20 protein-coding genes are annotated in these 19,994 nt (G+C 70.0%); 7 read left to right on the forward strand and 13 right to left on the reverse strand.

The genetic code is table 11. From position 1 onward, the window contains the following. Positions 1-147: 147 nt before the first annotated feature. Positions 148-1,089 (reverse strand): LAETG motif-containing sortase-dependent surface protein, encoded by a 942-nt coding sequence (locus OG246_RS32635; protein ID WP_266471633.1) that lies wholly within the window; start codon positions 1,087-1,089, stop codon positions 148-150. 498 nt (positions 1,090-1,587) lie between these two features. On the opposite strand from OG246_RS32635, the gene OG246_RS32640 reads away from it, so the two are divergent. After that, positions 1,588-2,256, forward strand: a complete 669-nt coding sequence (locus OG246_RS32640; RefSeq protein ID WP_266474907.1) for a TetR family transcriptional regulator — start codon at positions 1,588-1,590, stop codon at positions 2,254-2,256. Positions 2,257-2,426: 170 nt separating this feature from the next. Beyond that, positions 2,427-2,822: a Zn-ribbon domain-containing OB-fold protein gene (locus tag OG246_RS32645; RefSeq protein ID WP_266474908.1), complete on the forward strand. Its 396-nt coding sequence runs from the start codon at positions 2,427-2,429 to the stop codon at positions 2,820-2,822. Between the two features lie 76 nt (positions 2,823-2,898). Here the strand turns inward: OG246_RS32645 and OG246_RS32650 are convergent, their stop codons facing one another. The 3 genes from OG246_RS32650 to OG246_RS32660 form a co-directional block, all read right to left on the reverse strand. Then, entirely contained in the window at positions 2,899-3,705 is an 807-nt protein-coding gene (locus tag OG246_RS32650; RefSeq protein ID WP_266471636.1) for a pectate lyase, read from the reverse strand. Between the two features lie 33 nt (positions 3,706-3,738). After that, on the reverse strand, positions 3,739-4,719 hold the full coding sequence (locus OG246_RS32655) for a polysaccharide lyase family 1 protein (protein WP_266471640.1): 981 nt from the start codon (positions 4,717-4,719) through the stop codon (positions 3,739-3,741). 272 nt (positions 4,720-4,991) lie between these two features. Next, a complete protein-coding gene (locus tag OG246_RS32660) occupies positions 4,992-6,542 on the reverse strand; it encodes a sigma-70 family RNA polymerase sigma factor (RefSeq protein ID WP_266471643.1) in 1,551 nt (516 codons plus the stop codon). A gap of 263 nt (positions 6,543-6,805) precedes the next feature. On the opposite strand from OG246_RS32660, the gene OG246_RS32665 reads away from it, so the two are divergent. After that, positions 6,806-7,480, forward strand: a complete 675-nt coding sequence (locus OG246_RS32665; protein ID WP_266471646.1) for a hypothetical protein — start codon at positions 6,806-6,808, stop codon at positions 7,478-7,480. Positions 7,481-7,534: 54 nt separating this feature from the next. Here the strand turns inward: OG246_RS32665 and OG246_RS32670 are convergent, their stop codons facing one another. Both OG246_RS32670 and OG246_RS32675 read right to left on the reverse strand, forming a co-directional pair. Beyond that, positions 7,535-7,921 carry a PPOX class F420-dependent oxidoreductase gene (locus OG246_RS32670; RefSeq protein WP_266471649.1) on the reverse strand — a complete coding sequence of 129 codons (387 nt, stop codon included), beginning with the start codon at positions 7,919-7,921 and terminating at the stop codon, positions 7,535-7,537. Between the two features lie 23 nt (positions 7,922-7,944). After that, positions 7,945-8,583 (reverse strand): HAD family acid phosphatase, encoded by a 639-nt coding sequence (locus OG246_RS32675; RefSeq protein ID WP_266471651.1) that lies wholly within the window; start codon positions 8,581-8,583, stop codon positions 7,945-7,947. 231 nt (positions 8,584-8,814) lie between these two features. On the opposite strand from OG246_RS32675, the gene OG246_RS32680 reads away from it, so the two are divergent. Next, the gene (locus OG246_RS32680) at positions 8,815-10,161 is read left to right on the forward strand and encodes an NAD(P)/FAD-dependent oxidoreductase (protein ID WP_266471654.1); all 1,347 of its coding nucleotides are present in this window, start codon (positions 8,815-8,817) and stop codon (positions 10,159-10,161) included. Positions 10,162-10,290: 129 nt separating this feature from the next. After that, a complete protein-coding gene (locus OG246_RS32685; RefSeq protein WP_266471657.1) occupies positions 10,291-11,670 on the forward strand; it encodes a S1 family peptidase in 1,380 nt (459 codons plus the stop codon). 49 nt (positions 11,671-11,719) lie between these two features. Here OG246_RS32685 and OG246_RS32690 read toward each other — a convergent pair whose 3' ends face one another. The 3 genes from OG246_RS32690 to OG246_RS32700 all read right to left on the reverse strand — a co-directional run bounded on the left by OG246_RS32690 (position 11,720) and on the right by OG246_RS32700 (position 14,366). Continuing rightward, on the reverse strand, positions 11,720-11,908 hold the full coding sequence (locus OG246_RS32690; RefSeq protein ID WP_266471659.1) for a hypothetical protein: 189 nt from the start codon (positions 11,906-11,908) through the stop codon (positions 11,720-11,722). Between the two features lie 184 nt (positions 11,909-12,092). After that, positions 12,093-12,788, reverse strand: coding sequence for a L,D-transpeptidase family protein (locus tag OG246_RS32695; RefSeq protein ID WP_266471662.1), 696 nt, complete (start codon positions 12,786-12,788; stop codon positions 12,093-12,095). Positions 12,789-12,974: 186 nt separating this feature from the next. Continuing rightward, on the reverse strand, positions 12,975-14,366 hold the full coding sequence (locus OG246_RS32700; protein WP_266471665.1) for a PLP-dependent aminotransferase family protein: 1,392 nt from the start codon (positions 14,364-14,366) through the stop codon (positions 12,975-12,977). 60 nt (positions 14,367-14,426) lie between these two features. Between OG246_RS32700 and OG246_RS32705 the strand changes: the two genes are divergently transcribed. Further along, positions 14,427-15,827, forward strand: a complete 1,401-nt coding sequence (locus OG246_RS32705) for a pyridoxal-dependent decarboxylase (protein ID WP_266471668.1) — start codon at positions 14,427-14,429, stop codon at positions 15,825-15,827. Between the two features lie 11 nt (positions 15,828-15,838). On the opposite strand, the gene OG246_RS32710 is transcribed toward OG246_RS32705, so the two are convergent. Next, positions 15,839-16,636 (reverse strand): SDR family NAD(P)-dependent oxidoreductase, encoded by a 798-nt coding sequence (locus OG246_RS32710; protein ID WP_266471671.1) that lies wholly within the window; start codon positions 16,634-16,636, stop codon positions 15,839-15,841. A gap of 50 nt (positions 16,637-16,686) precedes the next feature. Here OG246_RS32710 and OG246_RS32715 point away from each other — a divergent pair, with 50 nt between their 5' ends. Next, positions 16,687-17,226 (forward strand): hypothetical protein, encoded by a 540-nt coding sequence (locus OG246_RS32715; protein ID WP_266471673.1) that lies wholly within the window; start codon positions 16,687-16,689, stop codon positions 17,224-17,226. 2 nt (positions 17,227-17,228) lie between these two features. On the opposite strand, the gene OG246_RS32720 is transcribed toward OG246_RS32715, so the two are convergent. The 3 genes from OG246_RS32720 to OG246_RS32730 all read right to left on the reverse strand — a co-directional run bounded on the left by OG246_RS32720 (position 17,229) and on the right by OG246_RS32730 (position 19,994). Next, positions 17,229-18,155 (reverse strand): SDR family oxidoreductase, encoded by a 927-nt coding sequence (locus tag OG246_RS32720; protein WP_266471675.1) that lies wholly within the window; start codon positions 18,153-18,155, stop codon positions 17,229-17,231. A 124-nt stretch (positions 18,156-18,279) separates the two neighbouring features. Further along, positions 18,280-18,909 carry an MBL fold metallo-hydrolase gene (locus tag OG246_RS32725; RefSeq protein WP_266471678.1) on the reverse strand — a complete coding sequence of 210 codons (630 nt, stop codon included), beginning with the start codon at positions 18,907-18,909 and terminating at the stop codon, positions 18,280-18,282. Further along, positions 18,909-19,994 (reverse strand): S-(hydroxymethyl)mycothiol dehydrogenase, encoded by a 1,086-nt coding sequence (locus OG246_RS32730; protein WP_266471681.1) that lies wholly within the window; start codon positions 19,992-19,994, stop codon positions 18,909-18,911. The genes OG246_RS32725 and OG246_RS32730 overlap by 1 nt, the downstream gene beginning before the upstream one ends.

Below are 19,994 nucleotides of genomic sequence, written 5' to 3' on the forward strand. Positions count from 1 at the left end.
CGGAGTTTAGGACACGCCTCCTGGCGGCTCGGGAACGCGAGCGGCCCCGGCACTCACGTACTGAATGAGTGCCGGGGCCTTTCACACTCACGTACTGAATGAGTGCCAGGGCCTTTCAGAACCGTCGAGGCCCGGGGACGCCGTGCGTCAGGCGCGGGTGCCCGTGGCGCGTCGGCGGCGGGTGACGACGGTGATCGCGGCACCGGCCGCGAGGAGGGCCGCGGCGCCGGCGGCGATCGGCAGGGTGTTGCCGCCGCCGGTCTCCGCGAGGTCGCCGGGCGCGGTGGACCCACCGCCGTTGGGCGACGGGGCGGCGGGCGTGGTCGACTCGGACTCCGACGGAGTCGCCGGCGTCGTCGACTCGGCGGGCTCCGACGGAGTCGGGGTGCCGGGCGTCGACGCGGGCGGCGTCGAGGCAGGCGGAGTCGACGCCGGGGGCGAGGAGGCCGGAGGCGTCTCCGGAGTGGTCGGCGGCTGCGCCGTGCAGTCCTTGGTGCCGCCGTTCCACGCCGCGATCAGCTTGTCCTTGATGACCGGGCGGTCCGGACCCTTGGGCAGGTCACCGTGCTCGAAGCCGTCGTTGGCGTCGAAGAGGCCGTCGAACTTGACGGCGCCACGGTAGAGGTCAACCTGCGCGTAGCAGCCGACGTCGGGCACCGAGATGTCCAGGGAGTCCGTGCCGCCCGGCTTGACCGTCACCGTGTCGAAGTCGTGGAAGACCTGCTCGCCGGAGGTGTTGAAGGTGGCACCGTGCGCGCGGTACGAGGCGAGCGAGGCGGTGCAGGTGGAGGCGTCACCGGCGGTACGGACCTTGATGTGGACCTTGCCGTCGTCGGTGGGCTTCAAGGTCTGGTCGTCGACACGGACCGAGTCGTAGAAGTTCGTCCCGTCCAGGGAGAACTGGCAACGATCGGTCTCGGTCTTCGTACCCGCGCCATTCCCGGGCTTGTAGTCGCCGCCGGTCTTGTCCCAGCCGTCGCCACCGGGGGTACCTGTGGCCCAGGCGCCGGTCGTCGACGCCGAGAGGGCGAGCACCACCGCGCCCGTCCCCAGCAGGCAGCGGAGGGTGACACGTCTCGCTATGGACATGCAGATCCCATCTAGATGTTGCGGGACCCGGTCGACGGCAGCACGGCATGGCGAAGCAGCCGGGGGCCGAACCGGGGGTAAGTGGTCGAAGAATCACTGGGCGCATTGGTCAAATGGGCCACAGCTCGACCACATAGTCGATCAGCGCGTGGAGGCTGTCAACCTCGCTGAATACACGGCGACTTCACAGGTCATCGCATTTCAGACACATGGGGAATCATGTGATCCGGAACCGGCATCCGTGCCGCTCGAACGGCGTCTACTGCTTGCACGAACGGCTCGTACGGCTTGTACGGCGGCATGCACCGCGGGGTGGTCGCCCCCCACACATCAGCCCAGCCACTTCAGCCCAGCGGGAGACCACGCACACACAAGGCACTCAGTCCCCTCAGCGCTGCGCACTGAGTGCCATTCCTCCCGCTCGGTGCTAGGTTCCCGTCCATGAGCGAGGGACCCCGGAGCCGCGAGGCCGCCGACGCGACGACCGTGAAGCCACCCATGCGGGACGCCCTGGTCGCGGCAGCCTTCCAGCTCTTTCTGGAACGCGGCTACGAACAGACCACGGTCGACGACATCGTGGCGCTCGCCGGAGTCGGCCGGCGGTCCTTCTTCCGCTACTTCCCGTCCAAGGAGGATGTGGTCTTCCCGGACCACGAGCGCTGCCTGGCCGACATGACGGCGTTCCTCAGCGACGGTGCCGACGAGGACGATCCGGTGCAGCGGGTCTGCGACGCGGCCCGGCTCGTGCTGCGCATGTACGCCGAGAACCCGACGTTCTCCGTCCAGCGCTACCGCCTCACCCGGAAGGTCCCCGGCCTGCGCGCGTACGAACTGTCGGTCGTCTGGCGGTACGAACGGGCCCTCGCCGAGTATCTGCGCGGACGTTTCGCGGGCCGACGCGACGGCACTCTGCAGGCCGACGTCATCGCCGCGGGTGTGGTCGCCGCACACAACAACGCCCTGCGCTCCTGGCTGCGTTCGGACGGACAGGGCAACGCGACCGCCGCGGTGGACCACGCGCTCGGGTACGTGCGAGGAACATTCGGCGACCGGCCCGGTGACACTGCGGTCGAGGACCAGGAGGACGTGGTCGTCGTCATCTCCCGACGGGGAGCGCCGATGTGGCGCGTCGTCCGGGAGATCGAGTCGACTCTCGGACGGGACTGACCACGCACCCCCTCCCCCTCACCTTCGAGCCCACACATTCGGAGACACTGAGGGTACCGAGTGCCTTCACAAGTGGCACTCAGTGCCATACCCTGTGGCTCGTGCACGGCGATCCGAGCACATCAGATTCCGGCGGAGCGCAGGGAGATGACATCGTGTACCACCCAGGAATCGCCCTTCATCCGGGTGTCGGCCCCGCGACGGACGGGACTTCGGCCGGGACCTCGGCCCCGGACACCCTCCTCTTCCAGCGTTGCCAGTGGTGCGGCACCGCGATGTACCAACGGCTCCTCTGCCCGGTCTGCGCGGGCAGCGACCTGCGGACCGAAGCGAGCGCGGGCACGGGCATCGTGCGCCACTCGACCGTGATCCATCGCAACACCCCCGCGGCGCGCAACGTCTCCCTCGTCGAGATGGCGGAGGGATTCACCGTTCGCGGCAGGGTCATGGGCCCGCTCGTCGGTATCCACAGCGGAGACCGGGTCAGACTCGCCACCGCACAGGATCCGGTGCGCCGGGAGCCGGTGTTCCAGATGGTCGACGAGCCGTTCCGAAGCTGGAGTTGACACCCCAGCGAGTCTTGGCCGTTCGCGGTGCCGGAGCCTCCCCCGGCACCGCGATCAGCGGTGGATCAGCGGTGGGTCAGCTGTAGGTGATGTCGGACGTGGCGTACTTGCAGTACGTGCTGTCGGGACCGGTGCCGTTGGTGGTCGGCTCCGCGCCCGTGTTGTTACCGATGTACTTCTGGCAGGGGATGACCTTCTTGCTGGTGTCCCCGACGATCTTGATGCCCCTCAGGGTCGCGCTGTCGCCGTAGTTGGTGTTGATACCGACGAGGCGGCTGCCCTTCCAGGTCACCTCGATGGTGTTGAGGTTGATCGTCCGCTTGTACTGCGTGGAGCAGTTGCCGCACGAGCGGATGAAGGTACCGAAGGTCTTCACCGCGAAGTTCGAGACGTTCAGGGTTCCGGCGCCGTTGAACTGGAACACCTTGTCGCTGGCTTCCTTCGCGCCACCGCCGGAGACGGTGTACACGTTGGACGACGAGGAGCCCCGGAACGTCGCCGCGTCCTCGCCGACGTCCTCCCACCAGACGTTCTGCAGCGTGCAGCTGCCCAGGCAGTGGATGCCGTCCGCGGCCGGGGCGCCGATGATGACGTTCTTGAGGACGGTGCCGGCGGCCAGTTGCAGGATCGGCCCCTGATCCTCGTCCTGGCTGCCACTGCCCAGATCACCGGTGCCGTACAGGCGCAGCATCCCGTAGTCCTTGGTGCCGGACAGCGAGATGGTGGAGGAGACCGCCTGGCTGCCGCTCGCGGTCGGCCAGGTGGCGGCGCTCGCCGGCGGCACCGCGCCATCGATCATGATCATGCCAACCGAGAGCCCGAGTGCGGCCAGGGCGCCGGTCAGTGCGCGCCGGGTGGCGCGGGTACGTAACGAAGAAGTCATGTCCCGATTCCTTCTTCCTGCTGGTGGGGGTGGTCAGAGCTTTCCGGCACCCGCGCCGGACGTCACCGAGGCGACGACGGTCGAGGCGGGCTCGGCGGTGTAGCTGTAGGGCGGGGCTGTGAAGGTGCCCACCTGCGAGATCTCGGTGACGGCATCGCCGAGGTCGTTGCCGCGCAGGTTGGCGTAGCCGTCCACGTCGCTGCTGCGGTTCGTCGTCACCGCGATCTTCGTCGTGCGGAAGACGTTGTTCTCGACGAGCATCTGGGCGCCCATGCGTGAGTGCACGGCGGTGTCGGCGCCCTGGACGTAGTTGTCGTAGAAGTGGCCGGTGCCGAAGCGCAGGCTGGGGATGCGCGAGTAGACGTTGCTGAAGTGGTTGTGGTGGTACGTCACCCGCAGATGGCCGGTGTCCTCGGAGGCGTTGTTGTCGCTGTGCCCGACGAGTGAGCCCTTGAAGTGGTCCTTGAAGGTGTTCCAGGACACGGTGACTTGGTCCGAGCCGTGATTGATGTCCAGCAGACCGTCGTAGTAGTCCTTGTCGTGGTCCCGGTCCGCCGAGAAGGAGTTGTGGTCGATCCACACCTTCGTGGACTTCTGGACGGTGATCCCGTCGGCGGGCGCCAGGGGCTTGCTGATGTTCAGGTTGCGGACGACGACGTTGGTCTCCTCCTTGATGCGCAGTCCGCCGCCGGTGAACCCGGACGACGAACCGACGCCCAGGACGGTGGTGTTGGAGCCGATGTCGACCTGACCGCTCAGCGTGATCAGGCCGTTGACCCGGACCACCTTGGCCGTGTCGCCGGTGACGGACGTCTTGAAGGCGTCGAGCGTGGTGACGGTGACGGCGGTCGCGCTTCCGCCGCCGGTGGTTCCGGCGCCGAAACCGACCGGGGACGTCTCGGCGGCTCCTGCGGGCTGCGGCAGGACGAGAGCACCGGCGACGGCCAGGGCGGCCGTCGCGGCCACCGTCAGGGGCAGTCTGCGAGAACGCGGTCGTGGGGGGCGGGTACGCATGCGGGTGTGTCCCTTCGAGAGTGCTCGCGGGTCATGTACGTGCACGATGTTCGCCATGTTGAATCGCGTGCGGCACACGGCGACATCCGTACGAGGATTCAAAAGGGCCCGGGAGGCTCACTTGCCCAGGTTGTGCGGCTCGGAGATCTGATGTCTCGTATACGAGATGTCACACGCGGGTCATGTCGCTGAACGGGAAACGTAGGGGGTAAGCGCTTTCTAGTCAACGCTTCAGGCAGAACACATCCAGCCAACTCCCCTGCCGGGAAAGGTCAGGTCCAGGGTGCGGCGACGACGAACGAGCTGCTGGCGCGGTACGCGGCGGTCTCCTCGTCGGGGTCGAGCCAGAGCTCGAGGTTGTCGCGGTGGCGGAGGTAGCGGCCGGGGTAGTTGTACGACTCCAGGGCGAGCGACCCGTCGGCCGAGCCGGAACGGGGGCAGAAGGTCGCGTCCTTCTGGAAGATCGCGGACCCGTCGTTGGCGTCCAGCCGGATACGGAAGGAGTAGTGCCGCAGGTATCTGCCCGTGGTGTCCATGAGCGAGTAGCAGTCGGAGTCGGCGAGCCCGGCGACGAAGGTGAACGTGGCGTCCTGCCGGGTGAGCGCGGAGCTCGCGGAGCCGACCTGTTCGAGAACGCCGAGGTCGCCGGACTGGCTCACATAACGGCCGGGGGCGTCGACGGACCGCAGGGCGTGGGGGCCCGAGAGCCGCGTCGCGGCGGTCCGTGACGGGGTTGGAGTGGGAGTGGGCGACGGCGTCGCGGACACCGACGGTGTCGGTGTGGCGGGCGAGGCGGCAGGCGGTGCCGGGGCCACGGCCGCGGGCTCTCGCCCGGGTGTCTCGGAGTGCGTGGCGGCGTACCAGGCGACTCCCCCGCCCGCGAGCACCACCGCTCCCGCGGTCACCGCCGCCACCGGCTTGGCCGCCAACCGGCCGAGCAGCCGGGCCACTTGCCCCGCTCCGCCCGGCCCCTGCGCGGCGCCACTCGCCGCCGCCCCGGCCGCCGAGCCCGCGGGCAGCAGCTCGGTCAGCACCAGGCCTGCCAGGCCGATCGGCACCGGCACCAGCGCGAATCCACCCAGCAGCCCTTCGGCCGGTATCAGCTCGGAGGTGCTGAACAGACACTGCGGGCACTCACGGACGTGACGAGCCAGCCGCTTGCGCCACTGCGCGGACGGCCGGCCGTCCCACGAGGGCAGCAGGGCGGACAGCTCCGTACAGCGCGGCGAGGCGGCCAGGGCACGCACAACGGCGCGCGCGGACTCCAGCCGTTCCTTGACCCGCTGCACCCGCACCGCGGTGTGCTGCGGCGTGAGGTCGCAGGCCGCTGCCAGATCGGCGCGGCTCAGTTCACCGGCCGCCTCCATCCACCACAGCGACAGCACCTCGCGCTCCTCGTCCTCCAGCCAGCGCGTCGCCTCCGCAGCCTCACGGCGCTGTCCCGAAAGGGCCAGCCGGAGGATCGCCAGATCGGCGAAGTCGGCCTGTGGATCCACCTCCTGGGCCAGGTCCTCGGGCGGGTTCGGCTGCGGACGGGACTGTCCGCCGCGCCACCGGTCACGGACCTGCCGTACGGCGATGGCGACAAGCCATGACCGGAACCGCTCGGGTTCCGCCAGGCCAGGCAGCCCGTCCAGCGCCCGCAGCATGGTCTCCTGGACCACGTCGTCGACATCGCTGTGGCCGTCAAGGGCCCGCCCGACGATGTTGTAGACCAACGGCAGCCAGCCCCGCACGAGCTGCTCCAGCGCCTGCGGGTCACCGGCCCGCGCCGCCACGACCACCGCGACGTCCGGCCGCTCCTGCACGTCCTGCGAGCGCACCCGCCCCACCGCCCGATGTTGAAGTACGAACAGGTGGCAGTGTGCCAGGGGCGGTCCGGCGGGGGCGCGATCGGGGCCGGTGCCGCGGATCACGGGCACTGCCTTGATGGCCGGCCTCGGGGAACGACCAACGCACGCTCCGTTTGTGAGCGTTGGGGCGATGGCCGGATGAGGCACTCAAGGATCTATAGCGTGTTCCTGCCACTATTCATGTGTGTGCACCACGTGCACGAGGGGGGATTTTTCACATGAGGAGCAAGCGCATGCCCAGAGTGCTGGGCAGACTGGCCCTCGCGTTACTCGCGGGGGCCGTTCTCGTCCTGGCAGGGCCGGGCTCCGCCCAGGCCGAAACCAGTGTCGAGATCCCGGCGCCCACCGACGGGGGAATCTCGGCGACCGTCAGGTTCCACGGGGCTGTGGTGCCGCAGCCCTACAATCCCGACCCGAACGCGGCCTTCGGACCTCGCAAGTGCCAGCTCATTTACCACGACTACAACCCGACGCCCGGCTGTGGCGGCTTCAGTCTCGGCGTCACCCTCCACAACGTGCGCAGCCAGCCCGGCTATCTGGCCGGACTCCCCAGCACCGGGGGCTACTTCAGCGCGTCCGCGGACACCGCGCGCACCTTCGGTTGTCTGCGGCCCGACGGAACCTTCGACCACGGCACGAGTTTCGTCGTACGCACCGAACAGATGCCGTTGTCGGGGGTGTACTACGAGCCGGACAGCAATTGGCTGCTCGGCCAGTTGGCGCGCTACCCCGACCAGGACTACGGTCCGCCGTTCTTCGTCAACTTCCCGGCCGTGCAGGTGAATTGCCCCGAGGGCATGACCGCGACCCAGTACGGCCTCAAGGTCACCAACGTGAACATCTTCATCGATGACGCGAACGTCTTCGGTACGACGACCTGGAGCACTCCGGGGCCGTTCTACGCGTAGACGCGGTGCGTACGGGGGCCTGGTCCACGCCGGGCTCCCGTACGCGCGCGTGAGTCAGGGGGCCAGGGTGATACGGATGCCCACCGTCCCGGACACCCCGCGTCGCAGGCGGCTGCCGAAGAGGCTGAGACGGCCGAAGATGCCGTACTTGCGGGCGATCAGCTGACGGTAGTGGGCGGTTTCGCCCGCGTCGAGGATCTCAGCCGTGGCCGGGATCTGGTCGCCCGTCGGCCTGCCACGCACGTCGCACGGACCCACCAGGACATCGGCCCGGTTGCGGATCCGCTTCACTTTCCAGCTGTCCGCGGGCGTCCACGCGCCGAGCACCCCGCCGTCCCTCACCACCCACACGGGCGTCGCGACTCCCGTGCCGTTCTTGCGGTAGCTGGTGATGAGCAGGTACTTGCCCGAACCGAGCTTGTCCAGCGAGGCCTCGTCCATGGCGGAAGTGTAAGCAGTCGGGGTCAGGACAGCTGACCGTCGTAGTCGGGCAGTTTGAAGGTGCGCTCGGCGTGGCCGCCGACGAGGTCGGTGTCGTTGTTGCCGACGTTGGCGATGATCGTGTAGCCCTGGGCCTCGATCTCCGCACGCTTGCCGGTCTTGTACGCGCTGACCTCGGCGAACAGGTCCGGCAGATCACGGACGTAGAGGCCGTCGACCGGGTAGCCCACGGACGTCAGGTTCGACTTCGTCAGGCTGTAGATGATGCCCGGGCGCGCGGTGACGAAGAAGACGGCGACGCCGCGCGACTTCGCGTACTTGGCGAGCGCCAGGGAGGGCTTGACCGCCGGGGTGGGGAGCACGTACCAGGGGTGGAAGTCCGTCTCCAGCGTGGTGTTGTCGATGTCGAAGACGACGGCGAGCTTCTGCCCGCCGGCCTGCGCGGTGCGCTGCCCGACGTAGGGCGTGGCCTGGTCGATGACGGCCTGGACGTCCTTCTGCCAGGTGGCGTAGTCGACGTCGGCCTGCGCCGCCGTCACGCTCGCCACGGCCTGGACCGGTGCCGCGGCGGCGGTCCCCGCGGCGGTGACCGTCCCCCCGATCCCCAGCGCCACGACTGCCGACACCGCGCCTATCCGGCGCCCCACACCGCGTCCTGTCATATCCGTCCCCTTCTCGCATCGGAGCGGCGAGGGAGCCTCGCCCCTCGCCGCGTCTGTCATGGTCACGCCCCATGATGTACGGGAGAGGAAGCAAAAGTTACTCCCCGGTAGACAAATTCGCGGCAACGATCTCCCTGCTCCGGTGCGGGGTGGCAGGCGCGCTCGTCCCGTGTGAGCCTGGGCTCGCGGTCGGCGGGCCGCGCTGTCGGCACAGGGAGAGAGGCTGCTGGGATGGACGCACCGAACATAGTGATCGTCGGCGGCGGATTCGCCGGGGTCGAGACCGCACGGGGGCTCGAGCGAGCGCTCGCCCCCGCCGACGCCCGGATCACCCTGGTCAGCCCGAACAACTACCAGCTCTACCTGCCGCTGCTCCCGCAGGTCGCCGCCGGTGTCATCACCCCTCAGTCGGTGGCACCCTCGCTGCGCCGGATCCTGCGCCGCACCGAGCTGGTGCCTGGCGGGGTGATCGGCGTGGATCCGGCGGCCAAGATCTGCGTCGTACGCAAGATCACCGGTGAGCTCGTCGACCTGTCGTACGACTACCTGGTGCTCACGCCGGGCAGCGTGACCCGCACCTTCGACATCCCCGGCCTCGCCGACGAGGCGCGCGGCATGAAAACACTGTCCCAGGCCGTGTATCTGCGTGACCACGTGATCGCCCAACTCGACCTGGCGGCGGCCACCTCGGACGAGGAAGAGCGGGCGGCACGGCTGCAGTTCGTGGTGGTCGGCGGCGGCTACGCGGGCACGGAGACGGCGGCCTGTCTGCAGCGGCTCACCACCGCGGCGGCCAAGCAGTACCACCCGCGTCTCGACCCCGCCCTGATCAAGTGGCACCTGGTCGACGTCGCTCCCAAGCTGCTGCCGGAGCTCGGTGACAAGCTGGGCACGAGCGCCTTGCGCATGCTGAGCAGGCGTGGGGTGCAGATCTCCCTGGGAATGTCGGTCGTCTCCGTCACCGAGGACAAGGTCACCCTCACCGACGGCCGGGTGCTGCCCTCACGGACGCTGGTGTGGACGGCCGGTGTGGCGGCGAGCCCGCTGGTCGACTCGCTGGGCGCCGAGACGGTACGCGGCAGGCTCGTCGTCGAGGCCGATTTCCGGGTGCCGGGCCTGGACGGGGTGTTCGCCCTGGGGGACGCGGCCGCCGTGCCCGACCTGGTCAAGGGCGACGGCTCGTACTGCGCGCCGACCGCCCAGCACGCCGCCCGGCAGGGACGGCACGCCGCGAAGACCCTGACGGCGCTGCTGCGCGGGCTGCCCACCACCCCGTACAAGCACAAGGACCTCGGTCTCGTCGTCGACCTGGGCGGCCACGACGCAGTGTCCAAGCCGCTCGGCATCGGCCTCAAGGGCGTGCCCGCGCAGGTCGTGGCCCGCGGCTATCACCTGTTCGCGCTGCGCACCGGCGCAGCCCGCTTCCGCACCGGCGCCAACTGGTTCCTCAACGCGGTCGCGGGCGACGACTTCGTCCGCACCGGTTTCCTCGCCGGCCGCAAGGGAACGCTGCGGGACTTCGAGCACACCGACGCGTATCTGACCCCGGAAGAGGTGGCCGCCCGAACTCGCGCCTGACAGTGGGTTCTTGACGGGTCGGACGAGGCCGTGAACGCCTGGACGCGGGCGCACGTATGAAGGGAGGGCTCTCGACCGGAGCCCCCGGCGGTGGTAGACGCCGCGGTGTTCGGCTTCGGGAGCCCATGGATGAGGCACGCACGACGACAGATCGTCCAACGGGGGGCGCGTATCGCGGCCGTCGGAGGGCTGCTCTGCGGAGGGCTGATGGTGACGCACGCGATGGCGAGCGAACCGTCCGCGACGTCGCGTGCCGGCGAGAGCTCGACCCAGGCCGCCGCTGACAGAGGGGCCCAGCTGGTCTCCACCCTGGGCACCTCGCGTACGGCCGGCAGCTGGATCGCCGCCGACGGACAACCGGTCGTCGCGGTGACCGACACGGGCGCGGCAGCCGAGGTGAAGCAGGCGGGCGCCCGCCCCAAGGTCGTCGACCACAGCATGCAGGACCTCAAGTCCGCGACGGAGACCCTGAGTTCGGCGCCCCGGGTGACCGGCACCGCCTGGGCCGTGGACTACAAGAACAACGAGGTGGTGGTGCGGGCCGACAGCACGGTCTCCGCCTCCGACTGGTCGCGCATGACGACGCTGGCCGAGGGCATCGGTGACTCCGTACGCATGGAGCGGACCGAGGGCACGTTCACGACGCGGCTGAACGGCGCCGATGCTCTTCTCTCGACGGGCGGACGCTGTTCGGCGGGCTTCAATGTGACCGCCCCGCAAGGCCAGTTCATCCTCACCGCCGGGCACTGCGGGCCGGCCGGCTCCGTGTGGTTCGCGGACGAGCAGGGCACACAGCAGGTGGGCCGGACGATCACCACGTCATTCCCCGGTGACGACTACTCCCTCGTGCAGTACGACACCGGGAAGGCGCCGGGGGACAACATCGTGGCCATCGGCGGCGGACAGGGCGTACGGATCACGGGCGTCGCCGATCCGACCGTCGGCCAGCGGGTCTTCCGCAGCGGCAGCACCAGCGGACTCCGCGACGGTCAGGTGACCGCGTTGAACGCGACGGTGAACTACCCGGAGGGCACCGTCTCCGGGCTCATCGAGACCACGGTGTGCGCCGAACCGGGCGACAGCGGTGGCCCGTTGTTCTCCGAAGGCATCGCACTGGGCGTGACCTCCGGCGGCAACGGTGACTGCACCTCGGGCGGCACGACGTTCTTCCAGCCGGTCACCACCGCCCTCGCCGAGCTCGGCGTCACCCTGGTGGGACAGCCTCAGGCCTCCAGCAGCCCCACGGGCCAGGCCTCCGCCGCGCCGTCCGCCGCGGCCTCGCAGGGCGCGGCAGTCGCGCCGGGCTCCGCCGCACCGGGTGCGGTCGAGTCGGTGGACATCCCTGGCACCGCCGGGACGCTCATCGCACGGCTCACGGATCCCAGGAACGTGGGCCCGGGGCTCCTGGTCATCGCGGGCAGCATCATCGCGCTGGTGGCGACCCGCTATATCCGCACGGAGCAGGACCGCAACCGCTATCGGCGGCAGTACTCGCAGAGTTGGGGGTGACCCGGCTCACAGCGGGCGGGTCGAAGGAAGAGGGGCCGAGGCCGGCTCGTCACGCAGCCCGGGTGGGCGAGTGAGGGGCGGCTTCCGCCCACTCCAGGACGAGCCGCTGGTACTCCCGCCGCTCGTCCATGCTCAGCGTCCCGCCGGTGCGGAACCAGAGGGCCCGGATCTCCTCGTTGACCTCGGCGGCGGACCGCTCGGAGGCGGCTTCAGGAGTGGTGGACATGGTGTGAAGCATACGGACCTTGACGTGAAGGCGATGTGAGTAAAGGTACGTCGGGAGACATTACGGACCGTGAAGCTCATCACTCGCGCCTGCGCGGAACTGCTGGGGAATGCACGGACGAACTCATCCGTCTTCTCCCCCAGCAGGTCGGCGACTTGATCCGGCTCTAGCGAGGCGAGCGGTCGGCCGGGCCCGGTCAGGTGCCCGGCTTGCGGCCGTACACGAAGACGTCGTCGCCGTTCTTCAGCAGCGACCAGTACTTCTTGGCGGTGGTCTTGGTCATGTTGACGCAGCCGTGCGAGCCGGGCGGGTTCCACATGCTCAGGCCGACCGAGTGGAATGCCTGGCCGCCGTCGAAGAACTGGCTGTAGGGCATGGGCACGTTGTAGATGCTCGAGACGTGGTCGATGTCCCGCCAGTAGATCTTCTTCAGTCCGGTGCGGGTCTCATAGTTGTTGCGACCCGTGCGGACCGGCACCGGCCCGTAGACGAGCGTGCTGCCGTCCTGGATCCAGCTGATCTGAAGCGTGAGGTTGACGCAGGCGATGCGGCCCTTGTTGACCGGGCACTTGCCGTCCTTGTTGGGCTTGTTGCCGACGGCCTTCTGCTTGTTCATCAGGTCCATCACACCCCAGGTCACGGGTCCCGCGTACCCGATGTTCGGGGTGATGCCGTGCTTGTTCTGGAAGGCCTGGATGGCCTTGCAGTCGGCGGTGGACTGCCGTCCGTCGACCGGGCGGCCGAGGAACTTCTCCACCTTCTTCTGATACGGACCTGCCTGCGTCGTACAGCTCGCGGCCTGCGCGGGCCCCGCGCCCAGCGCGAGCGTCAGCGGCGCCACCAGTCCGGTGATGCCGAGCGCGACTGCTCCGCGTCTGCGTATGTCCCCCATGACGGACCTTTCCCTTGCGTTCTTCTCGCACGTCTCGCGATGTCTCACTGCTAGACCCGCGTCGGGGGCTGTGCGTTGTAGGGCTGGTCAGGCTGCGACGAAACGGTGACATTGCCGCGGCGGAGGCAGCTGAAGCAGGCGATCCGTGGTTGCCATGAATGCCGTGGACGCCGTGGACGCCGTGGGTCAGCCCGTGAGCAGAGCCACCGCCCGCGTGAGCACGTCCCGCGTCGCCGTGAACGGCAGCCGCAGATGGTGCGCCAGGCTCGCCCGGTCGACCGCGAACAGCGGACCGGGCGACACGGCCAGCCCGCGTCCCGCGGCGCGCGCCGCCAGCTCCGTGGCCGTGGTCGGCTCGCCCAGGTGCAGCCAGAGCGACAGTCCGCCGTCCGGGACGGTGTACGTCCATCCCGTGCCCGCGAGCAGGCCCGCCAGGTGGTCGCGCTGCCGGCGCAGGCGGGCACGGCGGTCGGCGAGGACGGCGTCCAGGCCGTCGCCGCCTCCGTCACCCTCGCCCAGCAGCTCGGCGGCGATCAGTTGCTCCAGCGGCGGTGGCGAGAGCTGCGCCTGCAGCGGGTTGCGCAGTACCTCGCGTACGAGGTCCGCGCTCGCCCTGATCCAGCCGATCCGCAGTCCGCTCCACAGCACCTTGCTCGCCGAGCCGATCTGGATCACCCGGGCACCGGACAGATGGGGCTCGGTGCCGGGCGGCGTCCGCAGGTCCAGGTCGCGCATCGTCTCGTCGACGACGACGGTCAGCGCGTGCCGTTCCGCGAGGGCGGCGACCGCCGTCCGGGTCGGGGCGGTCATGTGGGCGCCGGTGGGGTTGTGGAAGTCCGGGATGAGGTAGGCGAGTTGGGGACCGTTCGCCCGTACCGTCTCGGCGAGCCGTTCTGTGTCCCAGCCGTGCGCGGCGGTCACCGGCACCGGCAGCAGGCGGGCCCGGCGGCGGCGCAGGATGGCGAGGGCGCCCGGGTAGGTGGGGCTCTCCACGACGACCGGTGAGCGGCGGTCCGTGTGGAGCCGGTCGACGAGGAGTGTCAGCGCGGCCTGTGCGCCGGAGGTGACCAGGATCTGCTCGGGGCGGGTGGCCAGGCCCGAGCGCGTGTAACGCTCGGCGAGGAGTTCGCGCAGCCGGGGCAGTCCCGCGGTCGCGACGCCCGAGTCGACGAGGAGGGCCGCGCTGCGCTCGACGGCCCGGCCCAGTGCGGCGAGGTAGGCCTCGTGGGGTGCCGCCGTGACGGCGAGGGTCAAGTCGAGGTCCGCGTCGCCTGCGCCGCCCCGGTCCAGGGACCAGGGGGTGGTGCGCTCGGTGAGGCGCGCGGGCAGGCGTACGACGCTTCCGCTGCCGTGCCGGGTGTGCAGCCAGCCGTCGTCCCGCAGCCGGGTGAGGGCCGTGACCACGGTGCCGCGGCTGAGTTCCAGGGCGCGGGCGAGTTCTCGCTCGGACGGCAGCCGGGTCCCGGCGGGAATGCGGCCGTCGACCACGGCCTCGCGTACGGCGGTGGCCAGCGACCGGGCCAGCGGTCCTTCCTTGGTGCGCCAGTTGCCGAGCGCGGCGGCGAATCCTCTCTGCATTGGTCCAGTTTCCACCAAGTGGACCAGGATTTTCGCGTGCCGTCCGCCTACGCTGCCGCCATGGACCGCACACTCGCCGAGGACCTCGCCCGGCTCCCCGAACTCCTCCAGTCCGCCCGCGACTTCGCCGCCCGCGAGGTGAGCGGGGTGGACGACCGTCCTGTGGCCCACCTCGGCAAGGCACCCGATCTCGAGCCCCTTCCGGCCCGGGGAACCGGTGCCGAAGGCGCATTGGCCCGCTTCGCCGAGCGCTGGGCCCCGGGCTTCTCCGGCTCCGCGGGCCCGCGCTATCTCGGCTTCGTCACCGGTGGCGCGACGCCGGCCGCGCTCACCGGGGACTGGCTGACCAGTGCGTACGACCAGAACGCGGCCGGGGGCGGGGACTCCTCCGCGACCGCTCTGGAGCACGAGACCCTGGGCTGGCTGCGCGAGCTGTTCGGGCTGAGCGAGGAGCACAGCGGTGCCTTCGTGACCGGGGCGACCGCGTCCAACACGGTCGGGCTGGCCATCGGGCGGGAGTGGCTCGGCGAGCGCCAGGGGGTGTCCGTGTCGAAGGAGGGAGTCGGCGCGCTCGGTCCGGTCGAGGTGCTGTCCGGCAGTCCGCACTCCAGCGTCACCAAGGCGCTGTCCGTGCTCGGCATCGGGCGCGACCGGTTGCGGCAGGTACCCCTGCTGTCCGGGAACCGCGAGGCGATCGATGTCGAGCGGCTGGACGCCGCCCTCGACGCCCTCGGCGGTCGCCCGGCGATCGTCGTCGCGAACGCCGGGACCGTGAACACCGTCGACTTCGACGACCTGCGGGCCATCGCCGCGCTCAAGGAGCGGTACGACTTCTGGCTGCACGTGGACGCCGCGTTCGGTGGCTTCGCCGCGCTGTCACCCTCGTACGCACATCTCGTCGAGGGCATCGACGCGGCCGACTCCGTCTGTGTCGACCTGCACAAGTGGCTCAACGTCCCCTACGACGCGGCCGTCCAGTTCACCCGCCGCCAGGACCTCCAGGTGCGGGTCTTCCACAACTCCTCGCCCTACCTCGGTCTGCCGACCGGCGACCCCGACTTCGTCCACCTCACCCCGGAGAACTCGCGTCGGCTGCGCGCCCTGCCGGCCTGGTTCGCGCTCACGGCGTACGGACGGGAGGGGCACCGCGAGATCGTCGAGCGGAACGTCGCGCTCGCCCGGCACCTGGGCGAACGCATCGCTCAGGAGCCGCAGTTGAGGCTCCTGGCGCCGGTCCGGCTCAACGTCGTGTGCTTCACCCTCGCCGATGATCCGGGCAAGGAGCAGGTGCACGGGCTGGCCCGCGCGATCGCCGCCTCCGGCGAGGCCTTCGTGACTCCGACGTTCTACGACGGAACGCACGCGCTGCGGGCGGCGTTCAGCAACTGGCGTACGTCCGAGGCCCATACGGACCGCGTGTTCGACGCGCTCCAGCGCCACAGCCGTAGCGGACGGCCCTGAGAGAGACGGCCCTAAGAGTCGCCCCGCTGCCGGACCGCCTGCCGGAAACCGGTGTTGACCGCCAGCAGGCCGCCGTCCACGCACAGTGTCGTCCCGGTGATCCAGGCAGCGTCGCGGGAGGCGAGGAAGGCGACGGCGGCCGCGATGTCCTCCGGCTCACCGACCCGTCCCAGTGGATACAGCCCGCTCGCCACTTCGAGATCGGCGTCGCGGCCTTCCCACGCCGTGGTGCGGACCGTGCCCGGTGCCACCAGGTTGACGCGTACACCGCGCGGGGCGGCGTGCCCGGCAAGGGTACGGGTGAGGGACACCAGCCCTGCCTTGGCGGCGCTGTAGGCGTGGTTGCCGAAGTCCTGGAGGCCGTTGACCGAGCCGATGCTGACGATTGCGCCGCGGCCCGAGGCCACCAGGTGAGGGAGGGCCGCGCGGGAGCAGCGGTACGCGCCGGTCAGGGTGAGGTCGAGGTCGCGGGCCCACACCTCGTCGGGCTCGTCCTCGAAGAGCGGGGCGTCGGGGGTGCAGCCGTACGCGTTGTTGACCAGCACATCGAGCGAGCCGAAGGTGTCCACGGCGTGGGAGACGGCCTCCTCGACCGAGGCCCGCTCCCCCACGTCGCACGCGAACGCCTCGGCCCGCGCGCCCAGTTCGCGGATGGACGCCGCCGTCTTCTCCGCCTCGGCCAGGTCCACGTCCGTGACGAGCACCTGGGCGCCTTCCTCGGCCAGCCTGCGGGCGGTGGCCGCACCGATGCCTCGGGCCGCGCCGGTGATCAGTACCCCATAGCCCTCGAAACGCCTCATCGCAGTCATGGGACGGACGGTAGTGCCGTGATCGTCACGGCGACAGATAACGTGCGCCCATGTCCGCGTTCATACAACAACTACCGGCGCTGATCGGCGTGGTCGTCGGCGCCCTCGGCTCGTATCTGGCCGTCATGCGGGGCGAGCAGGTCCGGTTCCGTCGCGAACAGGCGGCTCGCTGGGAGGAGCGGCGGCTCGCGGTGTACTCGGACTACGCGACAGCCCTCAAGAAGGCCGTCACTCTGACGTACCGCATCGCCGCCCACCTCGGGAACGACCCCCACCCGCACCCGCTGTCCCCCGAGGACGCCGCTCCCCTCCTGGCCGAAGCGACCGTCGGCCGCGATCCGGCGGGCGAGACGCTGTTGCTGCTCGGCACGCAGGAGGTGGTGGACAAGGCGCGTGTCTGGGTCCTCTCGGTCATCGACATGGAGCGGTTCCTCAGCGAACGTGTCCACGATCCGGAGGCATGGCAGGTCCTGCTGGACCGTCAGCGCGCCGGGCGCGAGGAGTACTACTCGGCGGTCCGCAGGGATCTGGCCCTGCCGCCCGGCCACTCGGCGCGGTGGGAGATCCCGCCGCCCCCTGGACGCGGATGACCTCAGCGGTACCCCGTCGCGTCCGCCGCCTTGCCGACGTCCTGGACCTCGACCATGTAGCGCCAGGCGTCCGGGCGGCTGCCGTCCCGGTCGGTGAAGCCGTACACCTGGGCGAGTTGTCCGCTGGAGAGCGAGCCGCCGTTCCAGCGGGCGACGTCCGGGTCGGCCGCCAGCGCGGCGACGGCACGGCCCACGTAGAAGGGTGTCTCGGAGATGCCGAAGTGCGGGACGCGCTCCAGGGCGTCGCGCCAGTTCTCCTCCGTCACGCCGAAGTTCTCGAGCATCATCTCCGAGCGCAGCCATCCGGGGGTGAGCGCGACCGCGGTGGCTCCACGCGGGCCCAGTTCGTGGCCCAGCGCGAACGCCATGCGCAGGACCGAGGACTTGGCGAGGTCGTAGAAGAACGAGACGCGGTAGGTGTTCCGGTTGTACTCGGCGGTGCCGTCGGTCATCTCGACGACCAGTCCGCCGGGGTTGCGCAGCAGCAGGGGCAGCGCGTGGTGGTTGGTGATCGCGTGCGTCTCGACAGCGAGGCGCAGCAGCCTGAGGCCCTTGTCGAGGTCGTGTTCCCAGACCGTCGAGTCCCACTCGAAGAGCGTCTCGCCGCCCCAGATGTCATTGACGAGGACGTCGAGGCGGCCCTGTTCGTCCGCGATGCGGGCGACCAGGGCCTCGACCTCGGACGGGACCAGATGGTCGGTCGGGACCGCGATACCGCGGCCTCCCGCCGCCGTGACCAGCTCCGCAGTGTCCTCGATGGTCTCGGGACGGTCGTACTCCGAACGCTTCCCGCGCGTGCTGCGGCCGGTCACGTAAACGGTGGCACCGGCCGCGCCGAGCTCCACGGCGATCCCACGACCCGCGCCCCGTGTCGCCCCGGCGACGAGTGCGACCTTGCCTTCCAACGTGTTCTGCAGCGGCCCCGACATGTCCGACCTCCGTGCTCGTAGAGCTCACGCGATGCCTTCACGCATGCGTCCCTACGAGGGTCCCGCGGAAGCCGGACATCTCCTGTCGTCTTTCTTCGGCGCGTCCGGGGCATTGCCGCGCGGGTCAGTGACCGCGCGCGATCCACTCCTCCAGGTGGGGGGCCTCGGCGCCGATGGTGGTGGAGTCGCCGTGTCCCGTACGGACGATCGTGTCGGCCGGGAGCGTGAGCAGCCGGTCGCGGATCGAGTCGACGATCGTCGGGAAGTGGGAGTACGAGCGGCCGGTGGCTCCCGGGCCGCCCTGGAAGAGCGTGTCGCCGGTGAAGACGGTGCCCAGGCCCGGGTCGTACAGGCAGACCGCGCCCGGAGCGTGTCCCGGAGTGTGCAGGACTCTCAGGTCGGCGCCGGCCGCCTCGATCACCTGGCCGTCCTGGAGCCAGGCGTCGGGGAGGCGGTCGGGGTGGGTCTGCTTCCACAGCGGCAGATCGTCGGGGTGGAGCCAGATGGTGGCGCCGGTGCGCTCCGCGAGGGCGGGAGCGGCGTCGATGTGATCGTTGTGAGCGTGGGTGCACACGATGGCCAGGAGGCGCCGGTCGCCGATCGCCTCGGCGATGGCGTCGGCGTCGTGGGCGGCGTCGATCACGATCGCCTCGTGATCGTTTCCGACGATCCACACGTTGTTGTCGACGTCCCAGGTGCCGCCGTCGAGCGAGAACGTGCCGGAGGTGACGAGGTGCTCGATACGCGCGGTCATCAGAGCACCACCACCGAACGCAGCACGTCGCCGTGGTGCATCCGCTCGAAGGCGGGCTCCACCGCGTCCAGGGCGATCGTCTCGGTCACGAACGCACCCAGGTCCAGGCGCCCTTGCAGATGCAGGTCGATCAGCATCGGGAAGTCGCGGGAGGGCAGGCAGTCGCCGTACCAGGACGACTTGAGCGCTCCGCCGCGTCCGAAGACGTCGAGCAGCGGCAGTTCGAGCTTCATCTCGGGGGTCGGTACGCCGACGAGGACGACCGTGCCCGCGAGGTCACGGGCGTAGAAGGCCTGCTTGTACGTCTCCGGGCGGCCCACCGCCTCGATGACGACGTCGGCACCGAAGCCGCCCGTGAGCTCGCGGATCGCCTCCACGGGGTCGGTCTGGGCGGAGTTGACAGTGTGCGTGGCGCCGATCTTCGACGCGGTGGTCAGCTTCCGGTCGTCGATGTCGACGGCGATGATCTTCGCCGCTCCGGCGAGGCGGGACCCGGCGATCGCCGCGTTGCCGACGCCTCCGCAGCCGATGACGGCGACCGAGTCGCCCCGGCCGACGTTCCCGGTGTTGATCGCCGCGCCGATGCCGGCCATCACGCCGCAGCCGAGGAGCCCGGCCACCGCGGGAGACACGGCCGGGTCGACCTTGGTGCACTGGCCGGCGGCGACCAGGGTCTTCTCCGCGAAGGCGCCGATGCCCAGGGCCGGGGACAGCTCGGTGCCGTCCGTGAGCGTCATCTTCTGCTTGGCGTTGTGCGTGTTGAAGCAGTACCAGGGCCGCCCGCGCAGACACGCACGACAATTCCCGCACACCGCACGCCAGTTGAGGATGACGAAGTCGCCGGGCTCGACGTCCGTGACGCCCGCGCCGACCGACTCGACCACGCCCGCCGCCTCATGGCCGAGCAGGAACGGGAAGTCGTCGCTGATGCCGCCCTGTTTGTAATGCAGGTCGGTGTGACAGACCCCGCATGCCTGGATCTGTACGACGGCCTCGCCCGGCCCCGGATCCGGCACGACGATGGTCTCGACACGCACCGGCTCGTTCTTGCCCGGTGCGATCACGCCCCGTACTTCCTGCGCCAT

The organism is Streptomyces sp. NBC_00620 (assembly GCF_026341825.1).
Taxonomy (GTDB): Bacteria; Actinomycetota; Actinomycetes; order Streptomycetales; family Streptomycetaceae; genus Streptomyces.

Excerpts from the sequence above, each read along its gene's own strand:
- OG246_RS32635 (WP_266471633.1), bottom strand. The coding sequence starts at position 1,089 with ATGTCCATAGCGAGACGTGTCACCCTCCGCTGCCTGCTGGGGACGGGC.
- OG246_RS32640 (WP_266474907.1), top strand. The coding sequence starts at position 1,588 with ATGCGGGACGCCCTGGTCGCGGCAGCCTTCCAGCTCTTTCTGGAACGC.
- OG246_RS32650 (WP_266471636.1), bottom strand. The coding sequence starts at position 3,705 with ATGACTTCTTCGTTACGTACCCGCGCCACCCGGCGCGCACTGACCGGC.
- OG246_RS32655 (WP_266471640.1), bottom strand. The coding sequence starts at position 4,719 with ATGCGTACCCGCCCCCCACGACCGCGTTCTCGCAGACTGCCCCTGACG.
- OG246_RS32665 (WP_266471646.1), top strand. The coding sequence starts at position 6,806 with ATGCCCAGAGTGCTGGGCAGACTGGCCCTCGCGTTACTCGCGGGGGCC.
- OG246_RS32670 (WP_266471649.1), bottom strand. The coding sequence starts at position 7,921 with ATGGACGAGGCCTCGCTGGACAAGCTCGGTTCGGGCAAGTACCTGCTC.
- OG246_RS32675 (WP_266471651.1), bottom strand. The coding sequence starts at position 8,583 with ATGACAGGACGCGGTGTGGGGCGCCGGATAGGCGCGGTGTCGGCAGTC.
- OG246_RS32680 (WP_266471654.1), top strand. The coding sequence starts at position 8,815 with ATGGACGCACCGAACATAGTGATCGTCGGCGGCGGATTCGCCGGGGTC.
- OG246_RS32685 (WP_266471657.1), top strand. The coding sequence starts at position 10,291 with ATGAGGCACGCACGACGACAGATCGTCCAACGGGGGGCGCGTATCGCG.
- OG246_RS32690 (WP_266471659.1), bottom strand. The coding sequence starts at position 11,908 with ATGCTTCACACCATGTCCACCACTCCTGAAGCCGCCTCCGAGCGGTCC.
- OG246_RS32695 (WP_266471662.1), bottom strand. The coding sequence starts at position 12,788 with ATGGGGGACATACGCAGACGCGGAGCAGTCGCGCTCGGCATCACCGGA.
- OG246_RS32700 (WP_266471665.1), bottom strand. The coding sequence starts at position 14,366 with ATGCAGAGAGGATTCGCCGCCGCGCTCGGCAACTGGCGCACCAAGGAA.
- OG246_RS32705 (WP_266471668.1), top strand. The coding sequence starts at position 14,427 with ATGGACCGCACACTCGCCGAGGACCTCGCCCGGCTCCCCGAACTCCTC.
- OG246_RS32710 (WP_266471671.1), bottom strand. The coding sequence starts at position 16,636 with ATGACTGCGATGAGGCGTTTCGAGGGCTATGGGGTACTGATCACCGGC.
- OG246_RS32715 (WP_266471673.1), top strand. The coding sequence starts at position 16,687 with ATGTCCGCGTTCATACAACAACTACCGGCGCTGATCGGCGTGGTCGTC.
- OG246_RS32720 (WP_266471675.1), bottom strand. The coding sequence starts at position 18,155 with ATGTCGGGGCCGCTGCAGAACACGTTGGAAGGCAAGGTCGCACTCGTC.
- OG246_RS32725 (WP_266471678.1), bottom strand. The coding sequence starts at position 18,909 with ATGACCGCGCGTATCGAGCACCTCGTCACCTCCGGCACGTTCTCGCTC.
- OG246_RS32730 (WP_266471681.1), bottom strand. The coding sequence starts at position 19,994 with ATGGCGCAGGAAGTACGGGGCGTGATCGCACCGGGCAAGAACGAGCCG.